10 protein-coding genes and 1 pseudogene are annotated in these 14,584 nt (G+C 73.7%); 8 read left to right on the forward strand and 3 right to left on the reverse strand.

Annotated elements, in window-relative coordinates:
• Positions 1–138 precede the first annotated feature (138 nt).
• Positions 139–1,275, forward strand: a pseudogene (locus tag K1T35_RS18950) (MFS transporter); the annotation flags it as partial.
• 249 nt (positions 1,276–1,524) lie between these two features.
• Here the strand turns inward: K1T35_RS18950 and K1T35_RS18955 are convergent.
• Positions 1,525–2,310 carry an IclR family transcriptional regulator gene (locus tag K1T35_RS18955; RefSeq protein ID WP_220263339.1) on the reverse strand — a complete coding sequence of 262 codons (786 nt, stop codon included), beginning with the start codon at positions 2,308–2,310 and terminating at the stop codon, positions 1,525–1,527.
• 90 nt (positions 2,311–2,400) lie between these two features.
• On the opposite strand from K1T35_RS18955, the gene hutH reads away from it, so the two are divergent.
• The 6 genes from hutH to hutI are packed head-to-tail and all read left to right on the forward strand — an operon-like array spanning position 2,401 to position 10,803.
• On the forward strand, positions 2,401–3,945 hold the full coding sequence (gene hutH, locus K1T35_RS18960) for a histidine ammonia-lyase (protein WP_255622237.1): 1,545 nt from the start codon (positions 2,401–2,403) through the stop codon (positions 3,943–3,945).
• Between the two features lie 26 nt (positions 3,946–3,971).
• Positions 3,972–5,639 carry a urocanate hydratase gene (locus K1T35_RS18965; RefSeq protein WP_220261448.1) on the forward strand — a complete coding sequence of 556 codons (1,668 nt, stop codon included), beginning with the start codon at positions 3,972–3,974 and terminating at the stop codon, positions 5,637–5,639.
• Positions 5,640–5,694: 55 nt separating this feature from the next.
• Positions 5,695–7,125, forward strand: coding sequence for a cytosine permease (locus K1T35_RS18970; protein WP_220261449.1), 1,431 nt, complete (start codon positions 5,695–5,697; stop codon positions 7,123–7,125).
• On the forward strand, positions 7,122–8,300 hold the full coding sequence (locus tag K1T35_RS18975) for an allantoate amidohydrolase (RefSeq protein WP_220261450.1): 1,179 nt from the start codon (positions 7,122–7,124) through the stop codon (positions 8,298–8,300). The genes K1T35_RS18970 and K1T35_RS18975 overlap by 4 nt, the downstream gene beginning before the upstream one ends.
• Positions 8,297–9,625, forward strand: coding sequence for a formimidoylglutamate deiminase (locus K1T35_RS18980; protein ID WP_220261451.1), 1,329 nt, complete (start codon positions 8,297–8,299; stop codon positions 9,623–9,625). Before K1T35_RS18975 ends, K1T35_RS18980 begins: the two co-directional genes overlap by 4 nt.
• Positions 9,622–10,803, forward strand: coding sequence for an imidazolonepropionase (gene hutI / locus K1T35_RS18985; RefSeq protein WP_220261452.1), 1,182 nt, complete (start codon positions 9,622–9,624; stop codon positions 10,801–10,803). Before K1T35_RS18980 ends, hutI begins: the two co-directional genes overlap by 4 nt.
• 120 nt (positions 10,804–10,923) lie before the next feature.
• Here the strand turns inward: hutI and K1T35_RS18990 are convergent, their stop codons facing one another.
• On the reverse strand, positions 10,924–11,874 hold the full coding sequence (locus K1T35_RS18990) for a LysR family transcriptional regulator (RefSeq protein WP_220261453.1): 951 nt from the start codon (positions 11,872–11,874) through the stop codon (positions 10,924–10,926).
• 73 nt (positions 11,875–11,947) lie between these two features.
• On the opposite strand from K1T35_RS18990, the gene pcaD reads away from it, so the two are divergent.
• Entirely contained in the window at positions 11,948–12,754 is an 807-nt protein-coding gene (gene pcaD, locus K1T35_RS18995; protein WP_220261454.1) for a 3-oxoadipate enol-lactonase, read from the forward strand.
• A gap of 25 nt (positions 12,755–12,779) precedes the next feature.
• On the opposite strand, the gene K1T35_RS19000 is transcribed toward pcaD, so the two are convergent.
• Positions 12,780–14,366 carry a hypothetical protein gene (locus tag K1T35_RS19000; RefSeq protein ID WP_220261455.1) on the reverse strand — a complete coding sequence of 529 codons (1,587 nt, stop codon included), beginning with the start codon at positions 14,364–14,366 and terminating at the stop codon, positions 12,780–12,782.
• Between the last annotated feature and the right edge of the window lie 218 nt (positions 14,367–14,584).

The raw sequence follows: 14,584 nt of genomic DNA on the forward strand, positions 1-14,584 counted from the left end.
CCCACGGCACGGGGATGGCTGGCCGGCCGGTCCTGCCGCAGCGTCGCATGCATGTCTCGACAGCACGCACAGAACTCCCCGGGCCTGCGGGCATGGCTCGGGCTACTGGTGATCCTCGGGCCCGTACTGCTGGTCTCCATGGACGGGTCGATCCTCTTCCTGGCAATGCCCCGGATCAGCCAGGCTCTCACACCGACCGCCGACCAAGCCCTGTGGATCCTGGACATCTACGGCTTCGCCGTCGGCTCCCTGCTGATCACGTTCGGCGGCGTCGGCGACCGGTACGGCCGGCTGCGGCTGCTCCTGATCGGGGCCACCGTCTTCGGCGCCGGCTCGGCCGCGGCCGCGTTCGCGCCGAGCCCCGAGCTCCTCATCGCCGCCCGTGCGCTGATGGGGGTCGCGGGCGCGACCCTCCTGCCGTCGGCACTGGCGGTGTTGAGCGAGCTGTTCACCGACCCGCGGCAGCGGGCGCGGGCCATCGGCATCTTCGCCGCCGCGTTCGCGGCAGGGTTCGCCGTCGGACCGGTGCTCGGCGGCCTCCTGCTGGAGAGGTTGTGGTGGGGATCGGTGTTCCTGATCAACCTTCCCGTCATCATCGCGTTCCTCGTCCTCGCGCCGATCCTGCTCCGCGAGGTTCGCGCGAGTCGTCCCGGTCGCGTCGACGTCGCCAGTGTCGTGAGCTCAACGGCCGGCCTCCTGTTCACGATCTTCGGTGTCAAGCACACCGCCGCCGAAGGCCTGTCGGCGGTCCCGGTCGTCGTGGGCGTCGCGGGCCTGGTGCTCCTGGTGTGGTTCGCCAGGCGTCAGCGGCACCTCGAGCACCCGCTGATGGAGTTCTCGCTCTTCCGCGACCGCGTGTTCACGGTGGCGATCATCACCGGCCTGCTGCCGTTGGCGGCGTGGTCGGCGGCCGCCTACCTGTCAGGGGTGTACCTCCAGTCCGTGCTCGGCCTGCCGGTCCTGCACGCGGCGCTCCTCGCGATCCCCGGCGCCGTGGTGCTCACCGCGACCTGCGTTGTCACGCCGTTCGTGGTCGACCGCGTCGGCAAGCGCACCGCACTCGTCGTCTGTGCCTTCTCCATCGCGGCCGGCCTGCTGTTGCTGCTGCCCACCACGATCACGGGCGGCGTCGGCTGGTACGTCGCGTCCACGGCCGTCGCGGGTGTCGGCTACGGCATCTCCTTCTCGCTCGTCGCCGACACCGCCGTCGGCGCCGTCCCCGCCGAGCGCGCCGGCTCGGCCGGCGCGATCGCGGAGACCAGCAACGAGATCGGCAACGCACTCGGCATCGCGCTCCTCGGTTCCCTCGCCGCGCTGTTCTTCCGGCTCGAGGGACCCGACCTCGCCCCCACCCTCGGCGAGACGCTCCAGCTCCCGGAGATCGCGGCGGCGACGGTCGTGGACGCGAAGACCGCCTTCGTCACTGGCCTGCACACGGTCGCGGCGGTGGCCAGTCTCCTGCACGTCGCACTCGGGGTCCTCGCCCTCCGCTGGATCCCCGCATCGGCGGCTGGCTCCCCGTCGTCAGAGAGCGGGGGGATGGGTGTGGCCGCTGATCCGCGCGGCGATCGCCCGCGCGGTCCGGGCGACCTCCGCGACGACCACGTCGCTCAGATCCGGGTTGAGCTCCGATCGGGGCATGGTGACGGCGACGCTCGCGACCGGGTGCCGCGTGTGGTCGAGCACGGCCACGGCGATCGAGACGAAGCCCGGTGTCACCTCGCCGTCCTCGACGGCGTGTCCGCGACGCCGGGTCTCGACGAGGAGCTTCCGCAGCGCCGAGAGTGAACGGGGGCCTGGCTCGTGCCGGGTCACGAAGGCCTCCGGCTGCGGGAACAGGGCCCGTACCTGCGCCGCGGGCAGGGCCGCGAGCATCGCGCGCCCGCTGGCGGTGAGCTGGGCGGGAAGGCGGACCCCGACGTCGGTGACCAGCGGTGGGCGACCGGGTGCCCGCTCCTCGATGAGGTAGATGACCTCGCGCCCGTGCAGGACGGCCAGGTGCGCGGTGTACCCGGTGCGGTCGACGAGCCGGGCGAGCGGCACCCGCGCGACGCGTTGCAGCGGCGCCTGGCGGGCGTAGCCGGTCGCGAGCTCGTAGGCCGCCAACCCGAGGCTGTAGCGCCGTTCGTCGGCGAGGTGCACGACGAACCCGCTCTCGGCGAGGGTGGCAAGGAGCTGGTACGTGGTCGAGCGGGGGAGCCCCAGCTCCCGCGCGATGGTCGCCGCCGGCACCGGGCCCGCCTGCCGCCCGAGATGCCCCAGTATGGCCAGAACCTGGTGTGCCGCGGGCGCCTTCACCTGGCGAGGCACGCCGCCGAGGCTAGCAACTGTCCGGTACCCCGGACAGAAACGAGCGTTGATCCATGGTGCGGCGGCGCTGCGAGGGTGTCGGATGCAGCGGTGCATGAGAACACCGTCGAGGTCGGGACCGGGCCGCTGACCCCCGCAGAGATCCTTGCTGTCGCCCGTGGCGGGGCGGGCGTTCGCCTGTCCGCCGATGCCGAGAGCGAGATGGCGGCGGGGCGGAAGGTGGTGGAGGCGCTCGCCGACGACGTGGAGCCCCACTACGGGATCTCGACCGGGTTCGGGGCGCTCGCCGTACGGCACATCCCGGTGGACCGGCGGGCCCAGCTGCAGCGCAGCCTGGTGCGCTCGCACGCGGCCGGGAACGGCCCCGAGGTCGAGCGCGAGGTGGTGCGGGCGCTGATGCTGCTGCGCCTGTCGACGCTGGCGACCGGGCGCACGGGGGTTCGCCCTGAGACGGCGCGGGTGTACGCGGCGATGCTCACCGCGGGGATCAGCCCGGTGGTGCACGAGTACGGGTCGCTGGGCTGCTCGGGGGACCTCGCGCCGCTGGCGCACTGCGCGCTGGCGGCGATGGGCGAGGGCGAGGTGCGCGACGACTCTGGGGTGCTGCGGCCTGCGGCCGACGCGCTCGCCGCCGCGGGCATCGAGCCCGTCGAGCTGGCGGAGAAGGAGGGCCTCGCGCTGATCAACGGCACCGACGGGATGCTCGGCATGCTCGTCCTGGCCTGCCACGATCTGCGCGCTGTCCTGCGCACCGCGGACGTGGCCGCCGCGATGAGCGTGGAGGCCCTGCTGGGCACCGACGCGGTGTTCGCCGCCGACCTGCAGGCGCTGCGCCCGCACCCGGGGCAGGCCGACAGCGCCGCGAACCTCAGGGCGCTGCTGTCCGGGTCCGGGATCATGGCCAGTCACCGCACGCCGGACTGCACGCGCGTCCAGGACGCGTACTCGCTGCGCTGCGCGCCGCAGGTGCACGGCGCCGCCCGGGACACCGTCGTGCACGCCGAGACCGTGGCTGGCCGCGAGCTGGCGGCGGCCGTGGACAACCCGGTCGTCACCGCCGACGGGCGGGTGGAGAGCAACGGCAACTTCCACGGCGCTCCCGTCGCGGCCGTGCTGGACTTCCTCGCGATCGCCGTCGCCGATGTGGCCTCGATGAGCGAGCGGCGCACCGACCGGTTCCTGGATGTGGCCCGCAACCACGGGCTGCCGCCGTTCCTCGCCGACGACCCGGGGGTCGACTCGGGGCACATGATCGCCCAGTACACGCAGGCGGGGATCGTGTCGGAGCTCAAGCGGCTCGCGGCGCCCGCGTCGGTCGACTCGATCCCGTCCAGCGCGATGCAGGAGGACCACGTCTCGATGGGCTGGGCGGCAGGCCGCAAGCTGCGGCGTGCGGTCGACGGGCTCACCCGGGTGGTGGCGATCGAGCTGCTCACCGGCGCACGGGCGCTGGATCTGCGTGCCCCGCTCGCGCCCGCCGCGGCCACGGCCGCCGTCCGGGACCGGGTGCGCGCCGAAGTGGCAGGCCCTGGTCCAGACCGGTGGCTGGCGCCCGAGATCGAAGCCGCCGTGCGACTCGTCGCCTCCGGCGAGGCGCTCGCCGCCGCGGAGCGCGTCACCGGCTCCCTGCATTGAGAGCACTGAACTGAGAGGAGTTCGTCATGGAGGGTGCTCGTCCGGTCCGCGCCGCGCGCGGGACGACGCTGACGGCCCGGTCCTGGCAGACCGAGGCCCCGCTGCGGATGCTGTGCAACAACCTCGACCCCGAGGTGGCCGAGCGGCCCGATGATCTGGTCGTCTACGGCGGCACCGGGCGCGCGGCGCGCGACTGGGCGTCGTTCGACGCGATGGTCCGCACGCTCACCACGCTCGCCGACGACGAGACGATGCTCGTGCAGTCCGGCCGCCCGGTCGGGGTGCTGCGCACGCACGAGTGGGCGCCGCGGGTGCTGATCGCCAACTCGAACCTGGTGGGCGACTGGGCGACCTGGCCGGAGTTCCGCCGCCTCGAGAAGCTCGGCCTGACCATGTACGGCCAGATGACCGCGGGCTCGTGGATCTACATCGGCACCCAGGGCATCCTGCAGGGCACCTACGAGACGTTCGCCGCCGTCGCCGAGAAGCGGTTCGGTGGCACCCTTTCCGGGACGCTGACCGTCACGGGCGGCTGCGGCGGCATGGGCGGCGCGCAGCCCCTCGCCGTCACGCTCAACGGCGGCGTGTGCTTGGTGATCGACGTCGACCCGGTCCGGCTGCGACGCCGCGTCGAGCACCGCTACCTCGACGAGCTCGCCACCGACATCGACGACGCCGTCGCCCGCGTCACGGCGGCGAAGAAGGACCGGCGGGCGCTGTCGGTGGGGCTGGTCGGCAACTGCGCGGCGGTGCTGCCTGCGCTGCTGCGCCGCCGGGTGGAGGTCGACATCGTCACCGACCAGACGTCCGCGCACGACCCGCTGTCCTACCTGCCGGACGGCGTCGACCTCGACGACTGGGACGACTACGCGGGGAAGAAGCCCGAGGAGTTCACCGACCGGGCGCGCGAGTCGATGGCGCGGCACGTCGAGGCGATGGTCGGGTTCCTCGACGCGGGCGCGGAGGTGTTCGACTACGGCAACTCGCTGCGTGACGAGGCCCGCAAGGGCGGCTACGAGCGGGCGTTCGCGTTCCCCGGGTTCGTGCCCGCCTACATCCGGCCGCTGTTCTGCGAGGGCAAGGGCCCGTTCCGCTGGGCGGCGCTGTCTGGCGACCCGGCCGACATCGCCGCCACCGACGAGGCCGTGCTCGAGCTGTTCCCCGACCACGACCGGCTGCACCGCTGGATCCGCGCCGCCCGCGAGCGGGTGGCGTTCCAGGGCCTGCCCGCGCGGATCTGCTGGCTCGGCCAGGGCGAGCGCGACCGCGCCGGGCTGCGGTTCAACGAGATGGTCGCCGACGGACGGATCTCCGCGCCGATCGTGATCGGCCGCGACCACCTCGACACCGGCTCCGTCGCCTCCCCCTACCGCGAGACCGAGGGCATGGCAGACGGCTCCGACGCCATCGCCGACTGGCCGCTGCTCAACGCGCTGGTCAGCACGTCGTCCGGGGCGAGCTGGGTGTCCATCCACCACGGCGGCGGGGTGGGTATCGGCCGCTCCATCCACGCAGGCCAGGTCACCGTGGCCGACGGCACCGACCTGGCCGCCGCCAAGATCGAACGGGTGCTGACCAACGACCCCGCGACGGGCGTGCTCCGCCATGTGGACGCGGGCTACGAGCTGGCGGAGACGACGGCGGTGACCCACGGCATCCGCGTCCCGATGGCCGAGGGAACCGCCGCCCCGTGAGGTTCCTGAACCTCCGGGAGCCCGCCACCCCCTTTGACGACGCCAGGAGGAGCTGATGGATCCGGAGGTTCCGCTGCCCCCGTCCCGCATCGAGCGCCGTTCCATCGACGTGGTCCCGGACGCCGAGCGGCACGGGTCGCCGCTCAACCAGTTCACGCTGTGGTTCGGCGCCAACATGCAGATCACGGCGATCGTCGACGGCGCGCTCGCCGTCGTGTTCGGTGCCGACGCGCTGTGGGCGATCATCGGGCTGCTGATCGGCAACCTCGCGGGCGGCTGCGTGATGGCGCTGCACTCGGCGCAGGGGCCCCGGCTCGGGCTTCCGCAGATGATCTCCAGCCGGGCGCAGTTCGGGGTGTACGGCGCCGTCGTCCCGCTGGTGCTCGTCGTGTTGCTGTACCTCGGGTTCGCGGCCACCGGCACGGTGCTCGCCGGGCAGGCGGTCAACGAGATCGTCGGCGTCGACGCCCCGGTGGTGGGCATCGTCGTCTTCGGCGCGCTCACCGGGATCGTCGCGACGCTCGGGTACCGCTACATCCACATGCTCGGGCGCATCTCCACCGTTGTCGGCGTCGTCGGCTTCACCTACCTCGGCATCCGGCTGCTCGTCGAGCACGACGTGCCCGCCTTGCTCGGCGTCGTGCCGTTCGACCCCGCCACGTTCCTGCTCGCGATCTCCCTCGGCGCCGGCTGGCAGCTGACCTTCGGCCCGTACGTGGCCGACTACTCCCGCTACCTCCCGCGCCACACCAGCGAGCGCGCGACGTTCCACACGACGCTGTGGGGGAGCGTGCTCGGCTCGCAGTGGTCGATGAGCCTCGGCGCGCTGATTGCCGCCATCCCGATGGCAGCCGGCGGCGACTTCCTGGACAACCAGGTCGGCTTCCTCGGCGAGCTGAGTGGCGGGGGTGCCGCGGCGATCGCGATCTTCCTCGTGATCGTGGTCGGCAAGCTCACGGTCAACTGCCTGAACGCCTACGGCGGCTTCATGTGCCTGCTGACCACGGTCACCTCGGTGACGAGGGCCGCATCAGTGTCGCGGGCCGGGCGGGTGGCGTTCATCGGCGCGTTCCTCGCGGCGTCCGTGCTGATCGCGCTGCTCGCGTCGGAGAACTTCCTGGACAACTTCCGGCAGTTCATCCTCGCGCTGCTGATGGTCTTCACACCGTGGAGCGCGGTGAACCTGATCGACTACTACCTGATCTCCCGGGAACGGGTCGACGTGCCCGCGCTCTACGACCCGGACGCCCGCTACGGGCGGTGGAACGCGGTCGCGCTGGTGTCGTACACCATCGGTGTGCTCGCCCAGATCCCGTTCATGGCGCAGGCCCTGTACACCGGTCCGGTGGCCGAGGCGCTCGACGGCGCCGACATCTCCTGGCTGGTCGGCCTCGCCGTCACCGCCGCGGTGTACTACCCGTGGGCGAAGCGGACGACGGACGTGCCCGCCGAGATGATCTACCCGGCCGGGACGGTGGTGCGATGACCTTCGACGCGATGTGGGCCGACCTGCACCCGGTCGGCCGGGATTCCCGCAGCGGCGGCTACCGCCGGTTCGCCTGGACCGCCGAGGACGCGGCCCTGCGGGAATGGTTCACCGGCGAGGCGGCGGCGCGCGGGCTCGACGTCACCTCCGACCGCGCGGGCAACCTGTGGGCCTGGTGGGGCGACCCGGACGCCGACGGGCCCGGCCTCGTCCTCGGCAGCCACCTCGACTCGGTGCCCGACGGAGGCGCGTTCGACGGCCCGCTGGGCGTCGTGTCCGCGCTCGCGGCCCTTGACGCGCTGCGGGAGCGGGGATGGACGCCGGGCCGCCCGCTGGGTATTGCCGTCTTCGCCGACGAGGAGGGGGCGCGGTTCGGCATCGCGTGCGCGGGCAGCCGGATCATCACCGGCGCGCTCGACCCGGATCGCGCCCGCTCGCTCGCCGACGCCGACGGCACGACCGTCGCCGAGGCGATGGCCGCGGCCGGCCACGATCCCGCGCAGGTCGGCCCGGACGCCGCCACCTTGGCGCGAGTGGGCACGTTCGTCGAGCTGCACGTCGAACAGGGCAGGGCACTCGTCGACGCACCGGACAAGGCGGCGGTCGGCGTTGCGAGCGCGATCTGGCCGCACGGCCGCTGGCGCCTGGACCTGCGCGGCCGCGCCGACCACGCCGGCACGACGCGGCTCGAGGACCGGGACGACCCGATGCTGCACCTCGCCGATGCCGTCACCGCGGCACGGCGGGCGGCGCGGGGACACGACGCGCTCGCCACCATCGGGAAGCTGCGGGTGGAGCCCAACGGGGTCAACGCGATCCCGTCCCGCGTCACCGCATGGCTGGACGCCCGCGGCCCCGACGAGGGGGACGTGCGGGCCGTCGTCGCCGCGGTGGCGGCTGCAGCCGGGAGCGAGCCGGTCGAGGAGTCGTGGACCGGGCCGACCGCCTTCGACGCCGGCCTGCGGGAGCGGCTGGCCGCGCTGCTCGGCGCGCCGGTGCTGCCGACGGGGGCGGGTCACGACGCCGGGATCCTCGCCGCGGCCGGGATCCCGGCGGCGATGCTGTTCGTCCGGAACCCGACAGGGGTCTCCCACTCGCCCGATGAGCACGCCGACCCCGCCGACTGCCACCGTGGCGTCGAGGCGCTCACCCGGGTCGTCGAGGAGCTCGGGTGACGGCGGGGTACTGGTGCGAGCGGGCCTGGCTGGAGGGCGGCCCGCGCGACCGGGTCCGCGTCACGACCGACGGCGACCGGATCGCGGACGTGACGACCGGTGTCGACCCCGGCCCCGAGGACGTGCGCCTCGCGGGCCTGGTCCTGCCGGGCTTCGCGAACGCCCACAGCCACGCGTTCCACCGCGCCCTGCGCGGCCGCACGCACGACCGCGGCGGCACGTTCTGGACCTGGCGGGAGCGGATGTACGAGGTGGCGGCGCGGCTCGACCCGGACCGCTACCTCGCACTGGCCCGGGCCGCGTATGCGGAGATGGCGCTGGCCGGCGTGAGCTGCGTCGGCGAGTTCCACTACCTGCACCACGACGAGGACGGCACCCCGTACGCCGACCCGAACGCGATGGGACAGGCGCTGATCCAGGCGGCCGCCGAGGCGGGCGTGCGGCTCACGCTGCTGGACACCTGCTACCTCGCCGGTGGGCTCGGCGCGTCCGGCCACACCCCGCTCGACCCGGTGCAGGCGCGGTTCGGCGACGGTGACGCCCACGCCTGGGCGGAGCGCGTCGCCCGGCTCGCGGACACCGACGGGGTGCGGGTGGGCGCGGCGGTGCACTCGGTGCGGGCGGTGCCCGCCGCGCAGCTGCCCGTCGTCGTGCGGGCCGCGGGCCGGCGGCCCCTGCACGTCCACCTGTCGGAGCAGCAGCAGGAGAACGACGCGTGCCAGGCGTTCTACGGGGCCACGCCCACGGCGCTGCTGGCCGAACAGGGCGTCCTCGGGCCGGGCACGACCGCGGTGCACGCCACGCACCTGAGCGCCGCCGACATCGCCCGGCTCGGCGGCTCGGGCACCAGCGTGTGCGCCTGCCCGAGTACGGAGGCCGACCTCGCCGACGGCATCGGCCCGTTCCGGGCGCTGCGGCGGGCCGGGTCGCCGCTGACGGTCGGCAGCGACCAGCACGTCACGGTCGACCTGCTCGCCGAGGCCCGACTCGTCGAGTCCCACGAGCGGCTGGCCTCCGGCGAGCGCGGCCGCCTGACACCCGCCGCCCTCGTGGATGCGCTCACCGAGCACGGGCACGCCTGCCTCGGCTGGCCGGACGCGGGACGGATCGCCTCCGGCGCGCGGGCCGACCTGGTCGCGGTCGGGCTGGACCGCCCCCGCACCGCAGGCACGGCCCCCGAGCAGGTGGTGATGACGGCCTGCGCCGAGGACATCCACACCGTCGTGGTCGACGGGCGTGTGATCGTGCGCGAGGGCAGGCATGTGCTGGGGGACGTGGGCCGGCTGCTGGCCGACGCCATCGCCCCGCTCTGGGAGGAGCCATGAGCACGCTGGTCACGGGCATCGCCGAGCTGGTCACCAACGACCCCGCGCTCGGCCCCGGCCCGCTGGGGATCGTGGCCGACGCGGCGCTGGTGGTCGACGACGGCCTCGTCGCATGGGTGGGTCCCTCGGCATCGGCTCCCGCGGCCGACGCGCGGATCGACGTGGAGGGCCGGGCCGTGTTGCCCGGTTTCGTCGACAGCCACGCCCACCTGGTGTTCGCAGGCGAGCGCTCGGCCGAGTTCGAGGCGCGGATGTCGGGCGTGCCCTACGACGGCGGCGGCATCGCCTCCACGGTCACGGCCACCCGCGCGGCCGACGACGACCAGCTCCGGGCGCGTCTCCGCGCCCTCGTGGCGGAGATGCGAGCACAGGGCACCACGACGGTCGAGGTCAAGAGCGGCTACGGCCTGACCGTCGCCGATGAGGCGCGCGCGCTCCGGCTCGCCCGCGAGGTGACCGACGAGACCACCTTCCTCGGCGCGCACGTCGTGCCCCCGGAGTACGCGGGCCGGACCGATGAGTACGTCGCGCTGGTCACCGGCCCCATGCTGCGGGCGTGCGCGCCGTACGCGCGCTGGGTGGACGTGTTCTGCGAGCCCGCCTCCCCACACGCTTTCGACGGGGGCGCCAGCCGCGCGGTGCTGGAAGCGGGCCGGGCCGCCGGTCTCGGCCTGCGGGTGCACGGCAACCAGCTCGGGCCCGGCCCCGGCGTGCGGCTGGCCGTCGAGCTGGCCGCCGCGAGCGTCGACCACTGCACGTACCTGACCGATGCCGACGTCGACGCGCTGGCGTCCGGTGACACCGTGGCGACCCTGCTCCCTGGCGTCGAGTTCTCGACCCGGCAGCCCTATCCGGACGCCCGCAGGCTGCTCGACGCCGGCGTCACAGTGGCGCTGGCCACGGACTGCAACCCGGGCACGTGCTTCTCCTCGTCCATGTCGATCTGCATCGCGCTCGCGGTGCGCGAGATGCGGATGACGCCGGCCGAGGCGGTGCGGGCGGCGACGGCCGGTGGCGCGGCGGCGCTGCGTCGCGCCGATGTGGGGCACCTGGGTGTCGGCGCGCGCGCCAACCTCTCCGTGCTGGAGGCGCCGTCCTACCGGCATCTGGCCTACCGGCCCGGTGTGCCGCTGGCCCGTGCGCTGGACATTCCCACCCACTACCCGCAGCTCGAGTAACGCCGACCCCCTCTTCCGGTGGTCGAGTAGCGCCGGCCCGCCAGGGCCGGCGCGTATCGAGACCACATGCCGGTCTCGGTGTTGGTGGTCTCGATACGGGCCGGCGCTGGGGCGCCGTCCCTACTCGACCACCGGGAGTCTGGTTCCCTTCGCCCTCGGCACGCGGCCCAGCCCAGGCCGCAGCACCGGTGCTTCGCGAGCCAGGAAGTCCCACAGCTGGTCGGCGACCGGTCCGTGCGGCCGGTCGCGCCGGCGCGCCGCCGAGAGGTTCTCGACCACACCGGGAAAGTGTCGTCCGGCGATGGACAGCAGGCGCCCGTCGCGCAGCTCGGGCTCGATCATGAATCGGGGCAGGTGGCCCCACGCCATGCCGTGCAGGACCAGCTCCTTCTTCATGAGGTGGTCCGGCACGGAACTCCGGGGTGCGCCCTCGACCAGGAAATGGCCCTGTTCGGTCGGGTGCCGTGCCGAATCCCGGATCACGCACTGGGTGAAGGCCCGCATCCGTTGCGGCGTGATGTCCGAGGCCGGGGGGAAGGGCAGGAACCCGGGCGCCACGACCGGGACCATCGCGACGCGGCCGAGATCGATCCACTCCATCCGCACGTCGCTCTTGGGGACGCGGTGCACGATGAGGTCGGTCTCGTCCTCCAGCAGCCGCTCCCACGGGCCGGTCACGGTCTCGAACTGCAGGTGCATCCGCGTCTGCGGGCAGCTCGCGAAGAAGCGGCTGAGCAGGGCCAGCACCGGCGGCAACGGGCACAGGTCCCCGAGCACCACCCGCAGCTCGGCCTCCTCGCCCATCGCCAGCTGCGTGGCGTAGGTCCGCAGCTCCTCGGCCTCGTGCAGCAGGACGGCCACCTTGCGGTGGAAGGCCTGCCCCGCCTCGGTGAGCCGCACCCGGTAGCCCGAGCGGTCCAGCAGGTTCAGGCCCAGCTGGCGTTCCAGCTTGGCCACCGCCGCGAAGACCGACGGATGCGAGCGGTGCAGCCGCTCGGCGGCGGCCTGGAAGCCGCCGTCGCTCACGACGGCGTCGAAGCACTGCAACTCGTGGAGTGTGAAGCTGGACATTGTCGTGTGAGCCTACATAGCTCGTCCGATCTTTGTAATGGAAATCAGCAACGTCGTGCACGAGGCTGAGGGCATGGACCCCCAGACATACAAGGCAATCACCACCGGTGATGGCGTCCGCATCGCCTACCGCTTCGACGGTGAGCAGGACATGCCGGTGCTGCTGCTCTCGAACTCCATCGGCACCGACCTCCACATGTGGGACGGCCAGGTGGCCGCCCTCACCGAGCACTTCCGGCTGCTGCGCTACGACGCGCGCGGCCACGGCGCCTCCGGCGTGCCGAGCGGCCCGTACTCACTGGACCGGCTGGGGCGCGACGTGGTCGAGCTGCTGGACGCGCTGGGCCTGCAGCGGGTGCACGTGCTGGGTCTGTCGCTCGGCGGGTTCGTCGCGCAGTGGTTGGCGATCCACGTGCCGGAGCGGGTTGACCGCCTGGTGCTCTCGAACACCGCCGCATACCTCGGCCCGCCGCAGCAGTGGGATCCGCTGATCGCCGAGCTGCTGGCGGCCCCCGACATGCAGGCAACCGCGGAGATGTTCCTGCGGAACTGGTTCCCGGCCCACATGTTGGAGGGCGACAACGAGGTCGTCGAGGGCTTCCGCCGCACGCTGCTCGCGACGCGGCGGGAAGGCGTGGCCGGCAGCTGGGCCGTGGTGCGCGACGCCGACCTGCGCCGCACGGCATCGCTCATCCGCAACCCGACGCTGGTGGTCGCGGGCGAGTACGACACGGTCACCTCCGCCGCTCATGGGAAGGAGATCGCCTCGGTCGTCCCCGGCGCGCGGTACGTCGTCCTGCCCGCGGTGCACATGGCGAATGTCGAGCGGCAGGCGGAGTTCCTGGACGCCGTGGTGCCCTTCCTCGCCGAACAGGCTTGACGGTCACCGCGGCCGCCGCCGAGGTTCATCCGCTGTCGGTGCGGCTGTCATCGGTGCCGCTGTCACCGCCGTCGGTGCCGTCCGTCGAGCCGCCGTCGTCGGTGGTGCCGGTGCTGTCGTTGTCGGTGCTGTCGTTGTCGGTGCTGTCGTTGTCGGTGCTGTCGTCGTCGCTTCCGGTGTTCTCGTCGCTTCCGGCGTCGCTTCCGGCGTCGCTGCCAGCCTCGCCGTCGCCGTCGCCGTCGCCGGTGTCGGTGTCGTAGCCGGTGTCGGCGGGAGCTTCGTCGGCCGCCTCGGGTTCGTCGCCGGCTTCGGCGTCCGCGTCGTCGGCGTCGGCCGTGGAAGCGGGGCCGTCCGCCGTCCTCCTCGGCTCGCTCGCGTCCGCGTCGGGGTCCTCGTCGTCCGAGCCGGCGAGCGACACCGCGGGCAGTTCGACGTCGGGGAGCGCTACCGCCACCGGTCCCAGCGCGAGGTCCGGCGTCTCGATCCGCGAGGCCGAGATGGCCACGGCGGGGAGCGTCACCTCCGGTGGCGCGTCGGTGGACAGTGCAACCCGGGCATCGGAGACCTCGACGTCGGGCGTGCTGACGCTCGCCCCGGAGGCGGAGAGCACACCGACCCTGACGTCGGAGACGGCGACGTCCGGCGCGCCGATCTTCGCCTTCGTCGTGGCCGCCTCCACCCCTTCCGGGCCGAGTGCGGCGCTGACCGCGGGCGGGGTGACCGCGCCCGGTTCCACCGTCACCGCGGGGCCGCGAACCGGACCGACCACGGGCAGCTCGACACCCGCGCTCGGCACGTGCACCCCGGGCGTCACCACCGCAGGCGGGGACAGCGCCACGGCGACCCGTGGAGGCCCGGAAGGAGCGGGGCTGCCCGGTGCGCCACCGGGATCGTCGCCACTCGGAGCCCCGCCGCCGGGAGCCCCCGATCCGGGAGCCGGCGCGTGAGGTCCGTCGCTCGGTCCCCACGGCCATGGCGATGCCCCGCCGCCGGGCTGGGTGGTGCCGGGCGAGGGCATGACGGCGGGCTCGGCCGACGCGGGGTGCGGCCCGCCCGCGGTCGGCCGGTCTCCGAGGGCGACGATCCGGCCATCGCCCGGCGCCGCCCCGCCGACCGCCCCGCCGACCGCCCTGGTGTCCACATCGGAGGAGACGGCGTCGACGAAGAGCTGTCGCACCGCTGCCGCGACGAGGCCGTCGGAGGCGGCGGCGTCGACGAGTGCCCCTCGGCCGGGCAGGTCCGTGAGCGGGAGCGGGACGGCGGTGCCGACCCCGGGCTCCGAGTGCCCGGGCCCGTCGTCGAGCACCGAGGGCCCGAGGATCGCGGTGGCGGCGAACAGCGCACCGGCCGCCGCGGTCGCCTTGCGGACGTTGCGGCGGGGCGGACCGGCTGGTGGGACCGCGATACGGGCGTGCCCGCGTGGCAGCAGCGGGCGGTCGGCCTTGTGCGACCCGCGCCCTTCGCGGCGGAGCAGCGCCGCGACCGACACCGCGTCGCCCGTGCCATGTCGCGGTGTCGCGAGAACGGACATTCCCTGGTACTTGGCGAGCAGCTCCGCGACGGTGATCCCGTCGCCGCTGCTGCGGCCGTGCGGGTGGACGGGCGGTTCCAATGGATCGCCTTCCTGGTGCGTTCATGCAGCTCAGTGCGCAGACGATCCGTCGTTTCCGGCCCGGCCCGCGTTGCAGCCGTCCGCAGGCCGTTCGCCCGTTCGACGCACATCACCCGAACGGCCCGGTGGGTCCCCGGGAGCCGTCCGGCGCGCTTCGCGGCCCGTCCATCGGGACGGCCACCGGCAGATCCCCTGCTCGCGGTCGCCGCGGATGTCCG

This window comes from Pseudonocardia sp. DSM 110487, from assembly GCF_019468565.1.
Lineage (GTDB): Bacteria > Actinomycetota > Actinomycetes > Mycobacteriales > Pseudonocardiaceae > Pseudonocardia.

Bases quoted from the DNA above. Each gene is read 5' to 3' on its own strand.
- K1T35_RS18965 (WP_220261448.1), top strand. From the start codon at position 3,972: ATGGAGGGTGCTCGTCCGGTCCGCGCCGCGCGCGGGACGACGCTGACG.
- K1T35_RS18990 (WP_220261453.1), bottom strand. From the start codon at position 11,874: ATGTCCAGCTTCACACTCCACGAGTTGCAGTGCTTCGACGCCGTCGTG.
- hutI (WP_220261452.1), top strand. From the start codon at position 9,622: ATGAGCACGCTGGTCACGGGCATCGCCGAGCTGGTCACCAACGACCCC.
- pcaD (WP_220261454.1), top strand. From the start codon at position 11,948: ATGGACCCCCAGACATACAAGGCAATCACCACCGGTGATGGCGTCCGC.
- K1T35_RS18970 (WP_220261449.1), top strand. From the start codon at position 5,695: ATGGATCCGGAGGTTCCGCTGCCCCCGTCCCGCATCGAGCGCCGTTCC.
- K1T35_RS18975 (WP_220261450.1), top strand. From the start codon at position 7,122: ATGACCTTCGACGCGATGTGGGCCGACCTGCACCCGGTCGGCCGGGAT.